Source organism: Gemmatimonadales bacterium (genome assembly GCA_030697825.1).
Lineage (GTDB): Bacteria > Gemmatimonadota > Gemmatimonadetes > Gemmatimonadales > JACORV01 > JACORV01.
This window is the reverse complement of sequence record JAUYOW010000233.1, coordinates 1-18,014: the sequence shown is the minus strand read 5'-3', so window position 1 is coordinate 18,014 and position 18,014 is coordinate 1. Positions and strand designations below refer to the sequence as shown.

Annotated in this window: 20 protein-coding genes; all 20 read right to left on the bottom strand. The window is 69.8% G+C overall.

All coding sequences use genetic code 11. The features are described 5' to 3' along the window. Nucleotides 1–2: 2 nt before the first annotated feature. The gene (secG, locus tag Q8Q85_12200; protein MDP3775016.1) at nucleotides 3–389 is read right to left on the bottom strand and encodes a preprotein translocase subunit SecG; all 387 of its coding nucleotides are present in this window, start codon (nucleotides 387–389) and stop codon (nucleotides 3–5) included. 103 nt (nucleotides 390–492) lie between these two features. Continuing rightward, complete coding sequence (gene tpiA / locus Q8Q85_12195) at nucleotides 493–1,248, bottom strand: triose-phosphate isomerase (GenBank protein MDP3775015.1); 756 nt, start codon at nucleotides 1,246–1,248, stop codon at nucleotides 493–495. A 72-nt stretch (nucleotides 1,249–1,320) separates the two neighbouring features. Beyond that, nucleotides 1,321–2,520, bottom strand: coding sequence for a phosphoglycerate kinase (locus tag Q8Q85_12190; GenBank protein MDP3775014.1), 1,200 nt, complete (start codon nucleotides 2,518–2,520; stop codon nucleotides 1,321–1,323). After that, nucleotides 2,517–3,524, bottom strand: coding sequence for a type I glyceraldehyde-3-phosphate dehydrogenase (gene gap, locus Q8Q85_12185; protein MDP3775013.1), 1,008 nt, complete (start codon nucleotides 3,522–3,524; stop codon nucleotides 2,517–2,519). Before gap ends, Q8Q85_12190 begins: the two co-directional genes overlap by 4 nt. 121 nt (nucleotides 3,525–3,645) lie before the next feature. Further along, the gene (locus Q8Q85_12180) at nucleotides 3,646–4,446 is read right to left on the bottom strand and encodes a phosphoribosyltransferase family protein (GenBank protein MDP3775012.1); all 801 of its coding nucleotides are present in this window, start codon (nucleotides 4,444–4,446) and stop codon (nucleotides 3,646–3,648) included. Nucleotides 4,447–4,450: 4 nt separating this feature from the next. After that, entirely contained in the window at nucleotides 4,451–5,284 is an 834-nt protein-coding gene (locus tag Q8Q85_12175; protein MDP3775011.1) for a shikimate dehydrogenase, read from the bottom strand. Next, entirely contained in the window at nucleotides 5,262–5,744 is a 483-nt protein-coding gene (locus tag Q8Q85_12170) for a low molecular weight protein arginine phosphatase (protein ID MDP3775010.1), read from the bottom strand. The genes Q8Q85_12175 and Q8Q85_12170 overlap by 23 nt, the downstream gene beginning before the upstream one ends. Next, complete coding sequence (locus Q8Q85_12165; protein ID MDP3775009.1) at nucleotides 5,741–6,406, bottom strand: L-threonylcarbamoyladenylate synthase; 666 nt, start codon at nucleotides 6,404–6,406, stop codon at nucleotides 5,741–5,743. The genes Q8Q85_12170 and Q8Q85_12165 overlap by 4 nt, the downstream gene beginning before the upstream one ends. Then, entirely contained in the window at nucleotides 6,391–7,164 is a 774-nt protein-coding gene (gene ispD / locus Q8Q85_12160) for a 2-C-methyl-D-erythritol 4-phosphate cytidylyltransferase (protein ID MDP3775008.1), read from the bottom strand. The genes Q8Q85_12165 and ispD overlap by 16 nt, the downstream gene beginning before the upstream one ends. Before the next feature lie 62 nt (nucleotides 7,165–7,226). Beyond that, nucleotides 7,227–8,654: a replicative DNA helicase gene (gene dnaB / locus Q8Q85_12155; GenBank protein ID MDP3775007.1), complete on the bottom strand. Its 1,428-nt coding sequence runs from the start codon at nucleotides 8,652–8,654 to the stop codon at nucleotides 7,227–7,229. Beyond that, a complete protein-coding gene (locus Q8Q85_12150; protein ID MDP3775006.1) occupies nucleotides 8,608–9,336 on the bottom strand; it encodes a uracil-DNA glycosylase in 729 nt (242 codons plus the stop codon). Before Q8Q85_12150 ends, dnaB begins: the two co-directional genes overlap by 47 nt. Beyond that, the gene (gene coaBC, locus Q8Q85_12145) at nucleotides 9,329–10,573 is read right to left on the bottom strand and encodes a bifunctional phosphopantothenoylcysteine decarboxylase/phosphopantothenate--cysteine ligase CoaBC (GenBank protein MDP3775005.1); all 1,245 of its coding nucleotides are present in this window, start codon (nucleotides 10,571–10,573) and stop codon (nucleotides 9,329–9,331) included. Before coaBC ends, Q8Q85_12150 begins: the two co-directional genes overlap by 8 nt. Further along, complete coding sequence (locus tag Q8Q85_12140) at nucleotides 10,570–10,782, bottom strand: DNA-directed RNA polymerase subunit omega (GenBank protein MDP3775004.1); 213 nt, start codon at nucleotides 10,780–10,782, stop codon at nucleotides 10,570–10,572. Before Q8Q85_12140 ends, coaBC begins: the two co-directional genes overlap by 4 nt. Beyond that, nucleotides 10,783–11,436: a guanylate kinase gene (gmk, locus tag Q8Q85_12135; protein MDP3775003.1), complete on the bottom strand. Its 654-nt coding sequence runs from the start codon at nucleotides 11,434–11,436 to the stop codon at nucleotides 10,783–10,785. It abuts the gene before it with no gap. Next, nucleotides 11,433–12,311: a YicC/YloC family endoribonuclease gene (locus Q8Q85_12130; GenBank protein MDP3775002.1), complete on the bottom strand. Its 879-nt coding sequence runs from the start codon at nucleotides 12,309–12,311 to the stop codon at nucleotides 11,433–11,435. Before Q8Q85_12130 ends, gmk begins: the two co-directional genes overlap by 4 nt. Nucleotides 12,312–12,355: 44 nt before the next feature. Beyond that, nucleotides 12,356–14,101, bottom strand: a complete 1,746-nt coding sequence (locus Q8Q85_12125) for a hypothetical protein (protein ID MDP3775001.1) — start codon at nucleotides 14,099–14,101, stop codon at nucleotides 12,356–12,358. A gap of 140 nt (nucleotides 14,102–14,241) precedes the next feature. Continuing rightward, nucleotides 14,242–15,738 (bottom strand): leucyl aminopeptidase, encoded by a 1,497-nt coding sequence (locus Q8Q85_12120; GenBank protein ID MDP3775000.1) that lies wholly within the window; start codon nucleotides 15,736–15,738, stop codon nucleotides 14,242–14,244. Continuing rightward, on the bottom strand, nucleotides 15,735–16,955 hold the full coding sequence (icd, locus tag Q8Q85_12115) for an isocitrate dehydrogenase (NADP(+)) (GenBank protein MDP3774999.1): 1,221 nt from the start codon (nucleotides 16,953–16,955) through the stop codon (nucleotides 15,735–15,737). The genes Q8Q85_12120 and icd overlap by 4 nt, the downstream gene beginning before the upstream one ends. A gap of 124 nt (nucleotides 16,956–17,079) precedes the next feature. Then, entirely contained in the window at nucleotides 17,080–17,463 is a 384-nt protein-coding gene (locus tag Q8Q85_12110) for a rhomboid family intramembrane serine protease (protein ID MDP3774998.1), read from the bottom strand. A gap of 98 nt (nucleotides 17,464–17,561) precedes the next feature. Continuing rightward, a complete protein-coding gene (locus Q8Q85_12105; protein ID MDP3774997.1) occupies nucleotides 17,562–17,705 on the bottom strand; it encodes a hypothetical protein in 144 nt (47 codons plus the stop codon). Between the last annotated feature and the right edge of the window lie 309 nt (nucleotides 17,706–18,014).

The following is an 18,014-nucleotide window of genomic DNA, read 5'->3' as shown; positions in this document are numbered from 1 at the left end:
CCTCAGCGCGCCGGAGTGGTCGGCGCCGCGGGCGTGGCCGGAGCCGGGGTAAGCGGCGCCGCGTTCTGGAGCGGCAGCGGCGCCAGGGGCGCCGGCGCCTGCTGCTGCGACTGTTGTTCGCGCTGCTGCTGCTCCACGATCGAGCGCGGCTGCGATCCCCGCGAGCTGATCATCTGGAGGATGAGGCACAGGAACAGGAAGGTCCCACCACCCCACCAGCTGGCCTTGGTGAGAATGGTGGCCGCCTGACGGCCGCCCACGAAGGCATCGGTCGAGGAGGAGCCGCCGAAGGACGCCGCGAGGCCGCCGCCCTGGCCGGCCTGGAGGAGCACGGCCGCCACCAAGACGATGGAATCGAGGATCAGGAGTACCAGAAAGAACGTGTACATAGCGGGGGAAATCTAGCCGGGGCCCTTCGCAGGGGTCAACGCCAGGCTTCGAAGTCCGGGGAGTTGATCGAGACAGTCCGCGCGAGTGTCGCGCTTTCCGGGCTTAACGCGCCGGCCTGGGGGTCTCACAGATCGCGGTCCAACTCTCGACCTCCAGGCTAGCCCCGCCCACCAGTACCCCGTCCAGCTCCTCCTCGGCGAGGAGCGCCACCGCGTTCGCGGGACTCACCGATCCGCCGTAGAGGACGCGGCTCCGCATCCCCACCGGCGTCCGAGCCTTGAGCCAGCCACGGATGCAGCGGTGCACGGTCGCGGCGTCCTGTGGCGTGGCATTGACGCCGGTGCCTATGGCCCATACCGGCTCGTACGCGATGACGACCCGCGCCAGCGCCACGGCGTCCAGACCCTCGAGCCCCGCCGCGAGCTGTCGCAGCACTACCGCTTCGGTTTGACCGGCTTTGCGCTCCTCGAGCTTCTCGCCTACGCAGAGCATCGGGTTCAGGTTCGCGCCCAGGACCGCGCGCACCTTCTTCCCGCTCTCCTCATCCGTCTCGCCGAACTTGTGGCGGCGTTCGGAGTGGCCGACCAGCACCCACGTTGCCCCGGCTTCCCCCGCGATCCCGACCGACAGTTCGCCAGTGAACGCGCCCTTCGCTTCCCAGTGCACGTTCTGGACGCCCGCGGCCGCATCGCGCCGGCCGGCGACCTCCGCCGCGACGGCCGGGAGCGTCGGAGCCGGCGGGAAGAAGAGCAACGTCCGGTCTTCCCTCGGCCGAACGCGGGAGAGCACGGCGCGCACCAGGTCGCGGCCCGTCGCGGGGCCGTGGTGCATCTTCCAGTTCGCGGCGAAGATGGTCATGAGAGGAGCCGGGAGCCGGGAGCCGGATCCTTCGTGCGCACCGACGGTACGGCTCCCGGCTCCCGCCTCCCGCTAGCGCGCATCGAGAGCCTCCACGCCGGGCAGGCTCCTTCCTTCCAGGAACTCCAGTGAGGCGCCACCCCCGGTCGAGACGTGACTCACCTTGTCCTCGAGGCCCACCTCCGCGATCGCCGCCGCCGAGTCTCCGCCGCCCACGACCGTGGTCGCGCCGGCCGCGGTGGCCTCGACTAGCGCCAGAGCCACGGCGCGAGTGCCGGCGTCGAACGGCGGCGTCTCGAAGACGCCCATAGGTCCGTTCCACACCACCGTCTTCGCGCCCTTCACGATGGAAGCGAACCGCTCGCGCGTCGTCGCGTCGATGTCGTACATCGCCCAGCCGTCGGGGATGGCGTTCCACGCTACCTCACGACAGGGCTCGGGCTTCTCCAGCGACTGAGCGATGACGCCGCCTTCCGGAAGGACTATCCTGGCGCCGGCGCGCTCGAGCAGGTCCCTGGCCATCGCGATGCGATCCTCCTCGACCAGGCTCGCGCCCGTCGAAACACCCTTGGCGCGGAAGAAGGTGCACGCCATCGCCCCGCCGATCAGGACGTGGTCCACGCGGGGCAGCAGGCTCTCGATGACGTCTATCTTGCCGGAGATCTTGGCACCGCCGAGCACCGCCACGAACGGGCGCGCGGGGTTCGCCAGGGCTCGGCCGAGGTATTCCAGCTCCTGCTCCATGAGCAAGCCCGCGACGGCGGGCTTGAGGAGTCGGGCCGCGCCTTCGGTGGAGGCGTGCGCACGGTGCGCCGAACCGAAGGCGTCGTTCACGTAGAAGTCGCCGAGCGCGGCGAAGAGCTTCGCGGTGGCGGCGTCGTTCTTCTCCTCGCCCGCAAGGAACCGGGTGTTCTCGACCAGCGCCACTCCGCCACGCGGCAGCTGCCGGGTCATCTGTACCGCGTCGGGCGCGGACGGGTCTTCGATGAACGTGACCGGGCTTCCGAGCAGTCCCTCCAGCGCGCGCGCCACCGGCTTGAGCGAGTACCTGGCCTCGAAAGCTCCGCCTTTGGGCCGGCCGAGGTGCGAGAGCAGGACGACGCGGGCCCCGAGGCCCTTGAGCGCCCGGATAGTGGGGAGCGCCGCGCGGATGCGTGTGTCGTCGCCGACCGCGCCGTCCTTCATCGGGACGTTGAAGTCCACCCGCACGAGGGCGCGCTTGCCGTCAAGCGCGTTCTGGTCGATATCGGCGATCGTCCGCTTGCCTATCATAGTTTCGCAGCGACCAGCTTGACCAGGTCCACGCACCGCGAGCTGTAACCCCACTCGTTGTCGTACCACGATGAGACCTGGACGCAAACGCCGTCGACCACCGCCGTGCTGAGGGCGTCCACCGTCGAGGAAGCCGGGTTGCCGACGAAGTCCACCGACACCAGCGGCTCGTCCGTCACCGCCAGGATCCCCTTGAGCGGCCCCGCCGCGGCCGCCTTGAACGCGTTGTTGACCTCCTCGACGGTCGTGGCCCTCTCGACCGTGGCAACGAGGTTCACGCTCGAGACGTCGGCCGTGGGGACGCGCAGCGCGGTGCCGTCGATCTTGCCCTTCACCTCCGGGATGACGAGGCTGGTCGCCTTGGCGGCGCCGGTGGTGGTCGGGATGATGCTCATCGCCGCGGCGCGCGCGCGGCGCAGGTCCTGGTGCGGGAAGTCGAGGATGACCTGGTCGTTGGTGTAGGCGTGGACGGTGATCATGTAGCCACGCACCCAACCGAAACGCTCGCGAAGCACGTGTACCACCGGTACGAGGCAGTTCGTCGTGCACGAGGCGTTGGAGAGGAGGTGGTGCTTGGCGGGATCGTACTTGCCGTCGTTCACACCCATCACGATGGTGATGTCCTCACCCTTGGCGGGCGCGGAGATGATCACCTTCTTCGCCCCGGCCGCGAAGTGCGCCGCCGCCTTGTCCTTGTCGGTGAAGCGCCCGGTGGACTCGACCACTATGTCGACCCCCAGGTCCTTCCACGGCAGTTTCGCGGGGTCCTTCTCGGCCAGCACCTTGAGACGGCCACCGTTGATGACGAGGTCGCTGCCGTCCACCTCTACGGTGCCGTCGAACCGCCCGTGCACCGAGTCATACTTGAAGAGGTGCGCCAGGGTCTTGGGGTCCGTGAGGTCGTTGACGGCGACGAAGTCGAGTTTCGCCTGCTGCGCCAGGGCGGCCCGCAACACCAGGCGCCCGATGCGACCGAATCCATTGATGCCGACACGAACTGCCATGAAGAAGCTCCTTGGATTGAATCGTGAGCCGGGAGCCGGGAGCCGGACCTTGGGCCCGCCGGAGGGACCCTCTGCCGGCACCAAAGGTATGGCTCCCGGCTCCCGGCTCCCGGCTCTTTCTCTATTGCGGCACGGGCGCTCGGCCGAAAGTGACCGCCCCGACGCTTCGCGCCCCGGTCCCGGCGAGCGCAATGGCCGCGGCGCCGAGGGTCGCGCCCGTCGTCAGCACGTCGTCCACGATAGCGACGCTCAACCCATCGAGGCGCCGGCTCCCAGGCCGGAACGCGCCGCTGACGTTGCGTAGTCGTGCGGCCGGAGTGAGCGCGGTCTGGGTCTTGGTGTCGCGCGAGCGCGCCAGCGCATCCTCGACCACCGTCACACCCAACAACGCGCCGAGCACCGCGGCGAGTTCCGCCGCCTGGTTGTGGCCGCGCTCCCGTCGCCGGACGCGGCCCAACGGGATCGGTACCAGCGCGTCCACGCCGCGCAGAGCACTCGCGCATTCCCGCGCCATCACGCTCGCCATCGGCCGCGCGGCGACGCGCCAGCCGCCGTACTTCAGCGCGTGGACCAGCTCCCGGGCCGGGCCGTCCTCCAGCCACACCGCCGATGCGGCCCAGGACAACTCGGCTGGCCACTGCCGGCAGAATTGGCAACCGGGCTTGGGCGTCGCGAGCGAGGGCGCCGGGCGTGCCGTCCGACCGAGCGAGCGAGCGGGGGCCGCGACGCCGACGTCCCACCGATCCATGGGCTGCCCGCATCGCCCGCACCAAGGTGGCGCGATGGACCGCAGCCGGCACAGGCAGGGCGAGCACACCACGCCGGGCTCGTCCACCGGGCGGAGCGGGCGCTCGCAGCCGAGGCACGCCGCCGGGAGCGCGAGCGCCTCGAGGTCCAGCAGCGCGCCTCGGGCTGCCGCCAAAATACTATGGCCGGAGAGCATCATCCACCGCTGCGCGCATGATCTCGGTCGGCGCCGGCACGCCGAAGAACCGCGCGAACGCAGCCGCGCCCTGCGCTACCAGCACGCCCCGGCCGTCAGCGGCGGGCACGCCCGCGTCGCGTGCGGCGCGCACCAGCGCCGTTCCCCCCTTCGCATATACGAGGTCAAGCACTGCCGAAAATCCCCCGAGCGCCGCCCGTTCAACGGGCAGCGCATCCCCCGCCTGGAGGCCCAGAGGCGTGGCGTTGATGACGAGGTCGGCGGGCTCGAATTCCCCATCACCCGCTACCCGGCACCCGACCCCCGCCTTCTTCCCCCAGACCACGAACTCCCGCGCCCGCTCGGGGTCACGCGACGCTACGGTCACTGTGGCGCCGGGCCATTCGTCCGTGGCCGCCACCGCCGCGGCCCGCGCCGACCCGCCGGTGCCGATCACCAGGGCGCGCTCGACCCGGCGGCCGGAAAGGAGCGCACGGGAAGCCTCGCGCACGCCGACGATGTCGGTGTTGTCGCCTTCGGGTCGCGCGCAGTCTCCCCAGATCGTGTTGCACGCGCCGGTGCGCTTGACCGATCCATCCGCCACCGCCACCAGCTCGGCGGCCTGGCGCTTGAACGGCACCGTGATGTTGAGTGCGCCGCCCGCCGCGAGCACGCCCCGCGCCACGGTATCGAACGTCCCGCTCGTCGCGCGCAGCGCCACATAGATGGCGTCCAGCCCCAGCGCCGCGATCGCCGCGTTGTGCATCTCCGGCGATAGTGAGTGCCCGACCGGGTCGCCGATGACGGCGAGTACCCTACTCGTCGCCCGGACCCGCACCGGTACTCGGCTCCGCCAGGAGGCGGTCCACGGCGTCCACCAGCAGCTCCTCCAGCTGCCGGAAGGTCCGACGGTATTCGTCCAAGTCGCCGCCGTAGGGATCCTCGACCTGCGCGAGGTCATCGGTTCGCCCCGCGTAGCTGCCGAGGAGGTGGGCGCGCCCGGTGCCTCCCAGGGCGCTCGCCCGGTCCACATGATGCGCGCCCATGCCGAAGACGAGATCGGCCTCCACTACCAGGTCCGCGGTCAGCGGCCGCGCGAGATGGCTCGAGAGGTCGAGCCCATGCTCCAGTCCGACCAGGTACGCCCCTTCGGACGCGGGCGAGCCCTCGTAGGCCGCCGTGCCCGCGGAGACCACCGCGATGTCCGGCCTGCCACGCTCTCCCAGCAGCCGCCTCGCGATCGCCTCCGCCATGGGGCTGCGGCAGATGTTGCCGGTGCAGACGATCAGGAGCTTCACGGAGTCCGCGCCAGCGACGGGACGATGCTCGCGAGCCGCTCGAACCCGATCGCGCCTTCGCGGATCAGGCGCGGAGCGGAGCCGGTGCAGTCCACCAGCGTGGACGGCGGGGACGGCGCCAGCCGTCCGGCGTCCAGCACCACCAGCGTGCCGTCCTTCACTGCCGCCCCGAACGTCTCCTCCATCGCCGGCGCGTCGAGGGCCGGCGGTTGCCTCGGCCGGTTCGCGCTGGTAGAGGTGATCGGCGAGCCGAGGGTCGCGATCAGGCGCGCGATCCCCTGGTGGGACGTCCACCGAACCGCGACGCCGCCTTCCGGCCCGCGCAGGCTGTCGGGCAGCAGCCCTTCGCCGCCGGGGAGCGCCAGCGTGAGCGGTCCGGGCCAGAACGCGGCGGCGAAGCGCTCGGCGGCGTCGGTGAGCCGGAGCCCGACGCCGGTCAGCATGGCGAGGTCGGCAACGAGCAACAGGAACGGCTTTCCAGGGGCGCGTCCCTTGAGGGTGCTGAGGCGGTCCACCGCGCCCGCGGCCACGATGGAGCCGAGGCCGTACACGGTCTCCGTCGGGTAGCCGATGAGTCCCCGCCGCACCAGGTGCCCGACCACCGTCGGGATCGCGGCCGCGACCTCCTCGTTGGTGCGGAAGGGGATCACGGCGCGCTCCACGCAGCCGCGATCGCATCCGCGATCACGAAGTCGTCGGGGGTGGTGACCTTGATGTTGCGCGCGCTGCCTGCAACGACGCGCACCGGATGGCCCAGCCGCTCGCAGAGCGACGCGTCGTCCGTGGACAGCGCGTTGGCATCGGATCGGGCCCGCTGATGCGCGTTCTCGAGCAGCGCGCGGGGAAAGGCCTGCGGAGTCTGGACCGCGACGAGGCGCTCGCGCGGGACGGTGCGCACGACGAGACCCGCCGTATCGGTCTCTTTCACCGTATCGGCCAGCGGGAGCCCCGGCACCGCGCATACGCCCAGCGCGGCCACCGCGAGTACCCGGTCGATGAGCTCGCGATCCACGAACGGGCGCGCCGCATCGTGGACCAGCACCAGCGTCACGCCGGACGGTAGCCGGGCCAGGCCGTTGGCGACCGAGTGCTGGCGCTCCTCGCCGCCCGCTGCGACGATCAGCCGCTCCGACAGCAACGCCTGTAGCCACTCCGGCGGCCGGGCCGCGTCTTCCGGCGGCAGCACGACGACGATGGGACCGATGCGAGGGTGCTGGGCGAACGGGCGGATGGCGCGCAGGAGGAGGCGCACGCCGCCCACCGGACGGTACTGCTTGAGCTCTCCCGAACCGCCGTCCGACGCGCGGAGTCCCTTCCCCGCCGCGAGGATGATGGCGCCGGCTTCAGGCGGCGAGGCGATCGGCCAACTCCCCGAGGTGCTCCAGCCGCACCAGCTCCAGGCCCGGCGGCGCGCCGGCACGGAGCGCCGTCCACTTGGGCTGGTCCGACCCGCAGCTGGTGCACCGGTAGACCGAGCGCGCCTTACTCGCCACCGCCGCCGCCCCCCGCCGCGACGCTCCCGGTATCACGCGCGCTATAGTTGTCGAAGCGGGTGTACTGGTTGTGGAAGAAGAGCTTCACCGTTCCGGTCGGCCCGTTGCGCTGCTTGCCGATGATCACCTCCGTCTGCCCCGCGATCTCTTCCCTTTCCTCGGGCAGCGCGTACATCTCCGGACGGTAGATGAAGATCACGAGGTCCGCGTCCTGCTCGATCGCGCCCGACTCTCGCAGGTCCGAAAGCTGCGGCCGCCGGTGCTCGCCGCCGCGCTGCTCCGGCGCGCGTGAGAGCTGCGAGAGCGCCATCACCGGGCAGTGCAGCTCCTTGGCGAGAGCCTTCAGGCCGCGGGAGATCGCGCTTATCTCCTGCACCCGGTTCTCCGCCTGGTCGGGCGAGCGCATCAGTTGGAGGTAGTCCACGATGATCAACCCGACATCCTGCTCCGCCTTGATCCGCCGCGCCTTCGACCTCAGCTCGAGCGGCGTCAGTGACGCGCTGTCGTCTATCCAGATCGGCGCCGAAGAAAGGATCCCCGCGGCGCTCGCGAGCAACTTGTAGTCGGCGTCGCGCAGCGTGCCGGAGCGCAGCCGGTGCGCGTCCACCCGCGCCTCGGAGGTCAGCAGGCGCTGCACGATCGCTTCCTTCGACATCTCCAGAGAGAAGATCGCCACCGGCACCCCGCGTTCGATCGCCGCGTGCTGGGCCACGTTCAGGCAGAATGCCGTCTTCCCCATGCTCGGCCGCGCCGCCACTATGACCAGGTCCGACTGCTGGAAGCCGGCCGTCCGCTCATCCAAATCTTTGAAACCCGACGCAATACCGGTAATCGTTTGTCCCGCACCATGGAGCGATTCTATGCGTTCCATGGTCGGCCAAAGCAGGGTCTTGAGCCGTGCGAAGCCCTCCGTAGCCCGGTGCTCGGCGACCTGGAAGATCCGCTGCTCGGCGCTGTCCAGGACCTCGGCGGCAAGCTGCTTGCCTTCGTAGGCGTCCTGGACGATCTGCGTCCCCACCTCGATGAGGCGGCGTAGCAGCGCCTTGTCACGGACGATCGTGGCGTGGTAGTCGAAGTTGGCCGCGGTAGGGACGACGTCCAGGAGATAGCTGAGGTAGTCCACCCCACCGACGCCTTCCAGCTCGCCCTTGCGGTCCAGCTCGTCCTTGAGGGTGATCGGGTCGATGACATCGCCGCGCTTGGCGATGCCGATCATCACCCGGAAGAGGCGGCGGTGCCCCTCGCGGTAGAACATCCAGTCGTCGAGGGTTTCGGCCGCGCGCAGGGCGGCGTCGGCGTCGAGCAGCATGGCGCCGAGCACGGCCTGCTCCGCTTCGGCGCTGTAAGGCGCCTGCCGGCCGCCGAACGCGTCAGACGGCTTGGTCGTCGAAGATGCTGCGGGCGAGACGGACGTCATCCCAGGTCGGACGCTTCCAGTGGGGGTTTCGAAGGAGCGCGGCCGGGTGATAGGTGACTATCAGCGGGATGCCCCGGTAGCGGTGCAGCTTCTGCCGCAGCTCGCCCAGCGCCGCGTTGGTGCCAAGGAGCGCGTGTGCCGCGGGCTTGCCCATCGCGAGGATCACCTTCGGCCGGATCAGCTCGAGTTGACGATGAAGGTACGGTGAGCAGGCCGCGACTTCCAGCGGCTCCGGATCCCGGTTCTGGGGCGGCCGGCACTTCAGCACATTGCAGATGAAAACGTCGTCGCGCGTGAGCTTGATCGCGGCGAGGATCTCGGTGAGGAGCTGCCCCGCGCGGCCCACGAACGCGAGGCCTTTCTCGTCCTCCGTCGCGCCCGGAGCCTCGCCAACGATCACCAGCTTCGCGTGCGGGTTCCCCTGACCGGGGACGCTGTGCAGCCGCGTGCTGCCGAGGCCGCACTTGCGGCAGGCGTCCACGACCTTGGCGAGCTCTTCGAGCGACGGGAGCGCCGCGACGGGGTCGGCGGTGAAGAGGTCGCCCCGCGTGGGCGCGCCGGCGATGATGCCGATCGGGATCTGGACCGGCGTCGGCATCGCAGCCCCGCCGCCCTCCAGCACCAGTTCCTTCTCGCCCAGCTCGATCAGTTGTTGGAGGTATTTCCGCCGAGGCTCATCCACGCCCGGAAAGTAACACGCCAACGCGATCGACGATGCGCTCCGCGACCGCCTCCTTCGACATCAGCGGAAGCCGCTCCACGCCGTCGTGCGCGACCAGCGCTACTCGATTGGTTTCGACCTCGGGCCCGGCGTCAGGCTCCGTGGCGTCGTTGGCCACGACGAGGTCGAGCTGCTTCGCCGCGAGCTTCTCGCGCGCCGAGGCGACGGCTTCCCCCGCCTCGAGCGCGAAGCCGACGATGACCGCTCCCTTCTTCCGCTTGGCGACCGTCGCCTTGAGCACGTCCGGCGTGGGCTCGAGGTCGAGGCTCATGGAACCCGCGCTGCGTTTGGTCTTCGTCGCCGACGCTTTCTTGGGGCGGTAGTCCGCCGGCGCCGCCGCCATTATCAGCACGTCGGCTTTCGGCAGGGCTTTCTCCACCGCGGTCGCGAGCTCCCCGGTGCTCTCCACCCGGACCACCTCCACACCGAAAGGTGCCCCCAGCGAGCCGGGACCGGCGATCAGGGTCACCTCCGCCCCGCGCCGCCACGCCTCGCGAGCCAGCGCATAGCCCATCAGCCCGCTAGACCGGTTGGTCACCACCCGCACCGGATCGAGCGCCTCGCGCGTCGGGCCCGCGGTCACCAGCACCCGCTTCCCCTCGAACGGCGGCCCGCTCAGCAGCAGTCGCTCCGCGTGCGCGATGATCTCCTCCGGCTCCACCATCCGCCCCGGCCCCTCACCCTCGCCGTGCGCCAGCGGCCCCGAGGCCGGCCCGAGCACCATCACTCCCCTAACTCCCCTAACTCCCCTATCTCCCTTGACTCCCCTATCTCCCCTGATTTTTTCAAGATTTAATTGCGTTTCCGGATGCGCATACATCTGATCATTCATGGCCGGACAGATCAGCAGCGGCGAGCGTCGGGCGAGGAGCAGCGAGGTCAGGAAGTCGTCGGCGAGGCCCTGCGCGGCGCGCGCGATGAGCCGGGCCGTGGCGGGCGCGACGATGATGAGGTCGGGCTCGCGGCCCAGGCGCACGTGGTCCAGCGCGTGTCCGGGGTCCCACAGGCTGGTGACGACGGGCCGGCCGGTGAGCGCTTCGAAGGTCACGGGTCGGATGAACTCGGCGGCCGAAGCGGTCATCACCACGTCCACCGCCGCGCCGGATTCGGTGAGGCGTCGCGCGACGGTGCACGCCTTGTAGCAGGCGATGCCGCCCGTCACGCCGAGAACGACGTGCCGGCCGGCCAGGTCGGTCATACTTCCTGCCGTCGCCGCCGGGTGATCTTGTATTGCAGGGCGCCACTCGACAGCTCCTCGAGCGACGTCGTGGTGAGCTTCTTTTCCCGCTCGTAGGAGCGGTCCTTCGGGAAGCCGTTCACGAAGCGGGCGAACTTCGCCGCCACCAGGACGCCGACGTACTTGTTTCCCGCCTGCTTCGCGATTTCAACCGGGGTAAAGACGCGCATCTACTCCTCCGTTGCCTTCTCGAGCGAGTCGGCCAGCGCGCGGATCTCGCGGCCAAGCTCGACCAGGTCGCCTTCCAACTCAGGGTTCCGCCGCGGCCGCCTCGACTCCGCATCGAGGATGGCCGCCACTTCCGCCACCGCTTCCGTGCGCTCGGCGTTCACGACCACGTAGTCGTACTCCGACGCCTCGGTCAACTCCTCCACCGCGCGCCGGAGCCGCCTCTGGAGCGTCACCGCGCGCGTTCCAGCGCTACCCCCCAGCCGCTTCATCAGTTCATCCGCCGAGGGCGGGACGATGAAGACCAGCACGGCCTCGGGGTACAGCTTCCTGACCGCGCGGGCGCCCTGGATCTCGATGTCGAGCACCGCATGGCGCCCCGACGCCAGCACTTGTTCCAGCTGCGACTTGAGCGTCCCGTACAGGTGGCCGCCGTATTCCGCCCACTCCAGGAACTCGCCCGACTCCACCCGGCGCCGGAACTCGTCACGGGAGAGGAAGAAGTAGTCCTTCCCGTCCACCTCCCCGGGCCGCGCCTGCCGCGTCGTGGCCGAGACCGAGTACCCAAGATCCTCCCGCGCCGCCAGCAACGCCTTGGCGATCGTCGTCTTGCCCCCGCCTGAGGGCGCGGACAGCACCAGGAGGAACGGCGTCACTCGAGGTTCTCGATCTGTTCCCGGATCTTCTCGAGCTCGCCCTTGATCGCGATGACCGTCTCCGCGATCGCGGCGTCGTTCGCCTTGGATCCCATGGTGTTCGCCTCGCGGCCCAGCTCCTGCATCAGGAAACCAAGCTGCTTTCCGACTGCCGCCTTCGAGTCCGAGAGCGCCCCTTCCATGGCGGCAACGTGCGTCCCGAAACGGACCAGCTCCTCGGTGATGTCGAGTCGGTCGGCGAGGAACGCCACTTCCTGCGCCAGCCGGTTCGGATCCACCGCTACCCCGCCCGCCAGCTCCCTCACCGCTGCCGCAAGCCGGTCGCGCTCGGCGGTGACCCGCGCAGGAGCCCGCTCAGCGATGAACGCCGCGTAACCCGACAGCTTTTGCAGGCGCCCCAGCAGGTCCGCCGCGAGCGCGCGACCTTCGCGCTCTCTCATCTTGACGCATGCGGCCGCCGCTGCGTCCAGGATCGAGAGCGCCGCGGCCGGCTCCACCGTCGCCTCGGAGTGTACCACCCGCACCACATCGGGGAGTCGGGCCACCGTCGCCAGATCCACGTCGCCCGGCACGCCCAAAGTCTTCCCCACGTCGCGCAGCGCCGCCACCAGCGCCCCAGCCCGCTCGAGATCCACCCGCACGCCCGCCGCCTGGGGCGGCTCCTCCACCCACCGGGCGCCCACGGTGACGTGCCCGCGCTCCAGGTGGGAGCGCAGCCGCTCGCGCAGGTCCGCCTCCAGCGCCTGGAGCTCTGCCGGCAGCTTCAGCTGAACGCTGAGGTGCCGGTGGTTCACCGTCCGGACCTCGAGACGCAAGCGCCCACCGGCGACTGCGCCCTCGGCGGACCCGAACCCCGTCATGCTGCGGAGGGACATAGAACTCCGTATCTCGTGTAGCCTTGAAACCTAGCCCCGAGAGCCTAGTTCGCAAACTCCCAACGTACTCCGAAACGCTGGAGCCCCCTCGGCATCTCGAAGCCGGGGACCACGTCGTAGCGCTCCAGCTGGGAGTTCCGCATGGTCCAGAAGAGCACGGCGCCCACCAGCCGGATCTCGAGCAGCCAGTCGATGACAGTGGCGCCCCTGAGCTGGATCTCTGCGCCGGTGCTGTCCGTTCCCGCTACCCCGTCGCTCCATCCCTCCAGACCGATCTGCCCCACGACGTCGAAGATGCCGCGTCGGAACGTCGTCAGGAACTTGGAGCGGAAGGTGAGGGCCAGACGCGAATGATGATCCGGCTCGAAGGCCGCCTGGATCGGGTCCAACGGGTGCCGATACCAGCCTGACAGCGTGAGGTACGCTCTGGGCCGGAGCGCGAACGCCGCGGTCAACGTGGTGACGTCGATCGACGTGGCGAAGGGCAGCTGCCGGCGGAAAACCGAGTAGACCGGGGCATCGAACCCGCCGTGGCGCGCGACGTCAACGTCCAGGTCCACCCGCCGCCCGTGGAACCCGGCCCCCAAGCTCCAGTCGGTCACCTGCTGGGTCGGGTCTGCGAGGACCGCGGCCAAGGCCACCGCGTCGCGCCAGCGGATACCGGCGCGCAGCGACAAGGTCCTGAGCGGCCGGAACTCCCCCGCGCCACCGGCCTCGATCGAGCGCCGGTCACCGAGATGGCTCCGCCGCAACGCGAACCCCGACAGAGTAACTGAGCCGAAAGGCACCCAGGATCCGCGTAGTTGCAGGTCGAGCGGGGTGCGATCGTCCCGCACCCGCGCCGTGACTTCGGACGACCAGCTCGCGGCGCGGTAGCCCACTACGGCCGCGCCCTGGGATAGGCTGCGCTCCAACCCACCCGCGCTGTCCCGGTAAGACGAGCCTCCCATCAGCGCGTCCAGCCGCAGCCCCAGCCCATCGGGCCGCGTGGCCGCATACGCGCGCACGAACGAGTCCGTCCGCCGGACGTCCACGCCGGACAAGAACGCCCCGGTGGTCGCGATCGCCAGCGACTCGCGCTGCACATCCTGGCGCAGGATCTGGTATTCGACGCCGACCTTGGGCGACGGGCTCCACGTCCCCTTCAGCCAGATCGCGAGGTTCGCGACGTCAGCTGGGGCGGTGGTGGGCCCGTTGGTCCCGAACCAGTTCACGCCCACTCCGAGGCCGGTCCCGTTGCGCCATCGGTTGAGGTAGCGGATGCGGTACGTATTGGTCTGGGCGTCGCCGGTCGCGAAGGACGTTTCGGTACGCGGCCGCCGCACCGGTTGCACGTCGCTGATGAGGTGGACCCGCAACACGGAAGGCAGCACCTCCACCTCCACGCGCCGGACCAGCCCGAGACTCAGGCGCCCGAGGTCGATCGCGCTGCTGTCCTCGCCCAGTGGATCGAGCGCGAAGCCGTCCCAGTACAGCTCCACCGACGCCGCGCCCTGGCCCGCGTAGGCCACCACTTCAGGCTCGCCGAACCAGCCGGCGCGCACCAGGAACACGCCGGGGATGCGCGCCAGCAGCTCGCCCAGGGTGAGGGCGCCGAGGTAGCGGAGCGAGTCCTCGTCGAAGACGACGCGGCCGCCGCGCGGGAGCGGCCCCGGAGGCGGGCCGAGCAGCGGCAGCGCGGCACGGAAGCTGTCCGGGGACAGGGAATCGGGGAGAACCGAGTCCGGGCGTTGGACCTGGCCCGTGTCCCTCGCGGCCGGCGTCGGAGGCGGAGGAGGATTCTGGGCCAAAACAGACGCACCGACGCCCAGACGCGCAGCCGCACCGGCGCACAGGAACGTGACCGTCCTCCGTAGCGTGCGGCTGTGCGCCGATGCGCCTGTGCCCGCCGTCACCTCAGTGCGGCCGTGCGCCTGTGCCCGCCGCCACCTCAGCCGGCGCGTCCCAGGACGAATTCCGCGAATAGCCGCGTCGGCACGCCCGCGGGGCCCTTGGGGAGTGGCGGCGAGTCCGAATCCGTGTACGCGGTACCCGCCACGTCGAGATGGACCCACGGGTAGCCATTCACGAACTCGCGCAGGAACCAGCCCGCCGTGATGGTCCCGGCGGGCCGCCCGCCGCTGTTCTTCACGTCGGCGATGTCGGACTTGTTCTGGTCGCGGAACTCGTCGTACATCGGGAGCGGCCAGCACCGGTCACCGGAGCGGTCGCCCGCCTTCCGCACTTCCTCGACCAGCGCGTCGTCGTTGCCCATGATGGGGGTCGCGACGTTGCCGGTGACAGAGATGGCGGCGCCGGTCAGCGTGGCCGCATCGAGCACCGCCGCCGGCTTGAAGCGCCTGACGTACGAGAGCGCATCGGCCAGGATGAGGCGCCCTTCAGCGTCGGTGTTCACGATCTCGATGGTCTTGCCCAGGTGGCTCTTCACCACGTCGGCGGGGCGGATGGCCGTCCCGCTAGGCATGTTGTCGGTCGAGGGGACGACGCCGATGACGTTGAGCTTCGGCTTGAGCCTCCCGACGATCTCCATCGCTCCGAGCACCGCCGCCGCGCCCGACATGTCGTACTTCATGTCTTCCATCGAGGCTGCCGGCTTGATGGAGATACCGCCGGTGTCGAAGGTGACGCCCTTCCCTACCAGCACCACCGGCGGCGCGTCGCCCGCGCCCTGGTGCTCGATGATGATGAACCGCGGCTCGGTGGCCGAGCCCTGGTTGACGGCGAGCAGGGCCCCCATCCCTTCCTTTTCGATGGCCAGCTTGTCCAGCACGGTGACCGCAAAGCCGTGCTCCTTGCCGAGCTGCTGCGCCGTCTCCGCGAGGAACGACGGCGTGCACTGGTTGGGAGGAAGGAACTGGAGCCGCCGAGCGAGCGCCTGTCCTTCCGCCATCGCGCGGCCGATCTCGAACCCACGTACCGCCTCGCCCTTCTCTTCCGGCGCCACGACGACCGAGACCGAGGTGACCGGCGGCTTCCGGTCCTCGTGGGAAGTCTTGAGCTCGTCGAAGTGCCACGCTCCCTGGGCCATCCCCTCGAGGGCGACCTGCGCGAAGTCCTCCGCGCCTAACTTGCCGCGAAGCGCCGCGGGCATCGCGAAGGCGACGGCGCCGGCGCCGAGCCCGCGGGCCCGCCGCGCCGACACCGCCGCCGCGCGCCGTACCGCGTTCCGGCTCACGTCCTCCGCCTTCCCCATGCCGACGAGGAGCAGTCGCGCCGGCGCGCCCCCCGCGCCGTACACCACCGCCGTCTCATCCCGGCCGCCGCTGAAGTCGCCGCCTTGGAAGAGCCGGCCCAGCACCCCACCCGTCCGCGCGTCGAGCGCGGCGAGCGCGTCGGGAAGCGTCTTGTTCGCCTGCTTCGGCACACCCACCGCCAGGAGGGGCACGGCGAGCGCTTCCGGCGCGGAAGCCACGAGTTCGTAGTTCATCCCATGCACTCGACGATCTGGTCCGCGAAGGCGGAGGTGGAGACTTCCGTGGCGCCCTCGGTCTGGCGGGCGAGATCGTAGGTGACGTGACGGGAGCGGATCGCGCCCTCGAAGCCGTGGACGATGGTCTGCGCGACGTCCTCCCAGCCCAGGTGCTCGAACATCATCACCCCCGACATGATGACGCCGCCGGGGTTGATCTTGTCGAGGTCGGCGTACTTGGGAGCGGTGCCGTGCGTAGCCTCGAACACCGCGAACCCGTCGCCGATGTTGGCCCCCGGCGCGATGCCCAGGCCGCCCACCTGGGCCGCGCATGCGTCCGAGAGATAGTCGCCGTTGAGGTTGGGCGTGGCGAGGATCGAGTACTCCTTCGGACGGAGGAGCAGCTGCTGGAAGACGCTGTCCGCGATGCGGTCCTTTATCACGACCTTCCCGGCCGGCGCGCCGCCGGCCAGGTCGGCCTCGCTGATCGTGTTGCCTCCGAAACGGTCCTTCGCCAGCTGGTAGCCCCAGTCGCGGAAGGCGCCCTCGGTGAACTTCATGATGTTCCCTTTGTGCACCAGCGTCACGCTCGGCAGCTTGCGCTCCACGGCGTGCTGGATGGCGCGCGCGATAAGCCGCTTGCTCCCGAACTCGCTCATGGGCTTGATGCCGATGGCGCTCTTCTCGCGCAGCTTGGCCTTGAACTCGCCGACGAGCACGTCGCGCAGCCGCTCGGCCTCCTTGGACCCCGCGGCGTACTCGATCCCCGCGTACACGTCCTCGGTGTTCTCGCGGAAGATGGTGACCTTGAGGTCCTGCGGCCGCTTGACCGGCGCCGGCACGCCCTCGAACCAGCGCACCGGGCGGACACAGGCATAGAGGTCGAGGAGTTGCCGCAAGGCGACGTTGAGTGAACGGATGCCCATCCCCACCGGCGTGGTGAGCGGCCCCTTGATGCCCACCCGGTACTTCGTGATGGTCTCGACGGTGGCTTCCGGCAGCCAACTGCCGGTCTCCTTGAAGGCCTTCTCGCCGGCCAGCGTCTCGACCCAGGTGACGCGACGCCTGCCCCTGGACGCCTTGGCGACCGCCGCGTCAAAGACCTTTCGCGATGCCCGCCAGATGTCTCGGCCGGTGCCGTCTCCTTCGATGAACGGGATGATGGGATGGTCGGGGACGACGTAGGCGCCGTCCTGGAATGTGATCGGCGTGCCTTGGTCAGACTGGGTCATCATGGGTCCCGGCAGCGGTGTGCGGCGGTCCACTCCCCGCCACAACGCGGCGAACGCTGGCGCGCTCGGCGCAAGGGGTATCAGCGCCCGGAAAGCTAGTCCTGCAAAGGCTTTAGGGCAATGCTGATCAAGTGGATTGGACGTCCCGAGGCTCGAACAGGACCGGCTCGAGCCCCAACGTGGCCAGCACGCCGCCGAGGGTGCCGCCGAGGTGCGCCATGTTGTCCACGTAGGGCGTCATCATCCCTTGGACGAGCTGGTAAACGATCAGCACTGCGATGACCAGAGCGACCCGGTGGTCGCGCACCTTGACGCGCTCGCGGTGCCTGACCAGAAAGGTGATGACTGAGGCCATGACTCCGAATACCGCGCCGGACGCGCCTACCGACGGGCCCGCGCTGGTGGCCGTGCTGAGCACCGACCCGGCCAGGGCGCTCACCGCGTAGACGGTACCGAGCTTCCACCCCAGAGCATGCTCGCAAGCCACTCCGACCACGTAAAGCATCAGCATGTTGCCGAGCAATAGCGGCGGCGCAGACTTGGCAGCACCGGCCCGAGGGCAGTTCACCCTCGTGCTATTTGTTTGGCATCCATCTTTTCCCGGGCCATTTAGCCGCCGATCAACAGGCCGCCAGCCATCCCCGCGACAAACACCCCTGCGAGACCGGTCTGGATGTCGAAGCCGAATTGCAGGGCGACAAACGCGATGGCGACGACGAAGGCGAGCACGGCGGCCTTCCGCTGCTTGGTCATGGTTTCTCCTTGCACCTGCGCTGGTGCTTTCACGCGGTCTGCCAAAGACGAGAATGCCGACTCACCCCCGTGGAACCGGCTGCCTAACGCAGTGCGCTTAACATGCGAGCCAGCGTTCTGGCTGCGCTGGTGCGCTGTTCGCGGATAATTTACCGCAAGTGCGCCAGCGCGGCTCGACAGGTTCAAGCGCTAGTTAGGCGCCCCGCAGAATCGCTAAGGTGGCCTCGCCGTGCGCGGCCCGTCCAGCCGCCCGCCGCGCGCCGTAAGCCATAGTTGAGCCATAGTTGGGCCGGAAAGCGAACGGGGCGC

Bases quoted from the DNA above. Each gene is read 5' to 3' on its own strand.
- secG (MDP3775016.1), bottom strand. From the start codon at position 389: ATGTACACGTTCTTTCTGGTACTCCTGATCCTCGATTCCATCGTCTTG.
- tpiA (MDP3775015.1), bottom strand. From the start codon at position 1,248: ATGACCATCTTCGCCGCGAACTGGAAGATGCACCACGGCCCCGCGACG.
- Q8Q85_12190 (MDP3775014.1), bottom strand. From the start codon at position 2,520: ATGATAGGCAAGCGGACGATCGCCGATATCGACCAGAACGCGCTTGAC.
- gap (MDP3775013.1), bottom strand. From the start codon at position 3,524: ATGGCAGTTCGTGTCGGCATCAATGGATTCGGTCGCATCGGGCGCCTG.
- dnaB (MDP3775007.1), bottom strand. From the start codon at position 8,654: ATGACGTCCGTCTCGCCCGCAGCATCTTCGACGACCAAGCCGTCTGAC.
- coaBC (MDP3775005.1), bottom strand. From the start codon at position 10,573: ATGACCGACCTGGCCGGCCGGCACGTCGTTCTCGGCGTGACGGGCGGC.
- Q8Q85_12140 (MDP3775004.1), bottom strand. From the start codon at position 10,782: ATGCGCGTCTTTACCCCGGTTGAAATCGCGAAGCAGGCGGGAAACAAG.
- Q8Q85_12130 (MDP3775002.1), bottom strand. From the start codon at position 12,311: ATGTCCCTCCGCAGCATGACGGGGTTCGGGTCCGCCGAGGGCGCAGTC.
- Q8Q85_12120 (MDP3775000.1), bottom strand. From the start codon at position 15,738: ATGAACTACGAACTCGTGGCTTCCGCGCCGGAAGCGCTCGCCGTGCCC.
- icd (MDP3774999.1), bottom strand. From the start codon at position 16,955: ATGATGACCCAGTCTGACCAAGGCACGCCGATCACATTCCAGGACGGC.
- Q8Q85_12110 (MDP3774998.1), bottom strand. From the start codon at position 17,463: ATGCTGATGCTTTACGTGGTCGGAGTGGCTTGCGAGCATGCTCTGGGG.
- Q8Q85_12105 (MDP3774997.1), bottom strand. From the start codon at position 17,705: ATGACCAAGCAGCGGAAGGCCGCCGTGCTCGCCTTCGTCGTCGCCATC.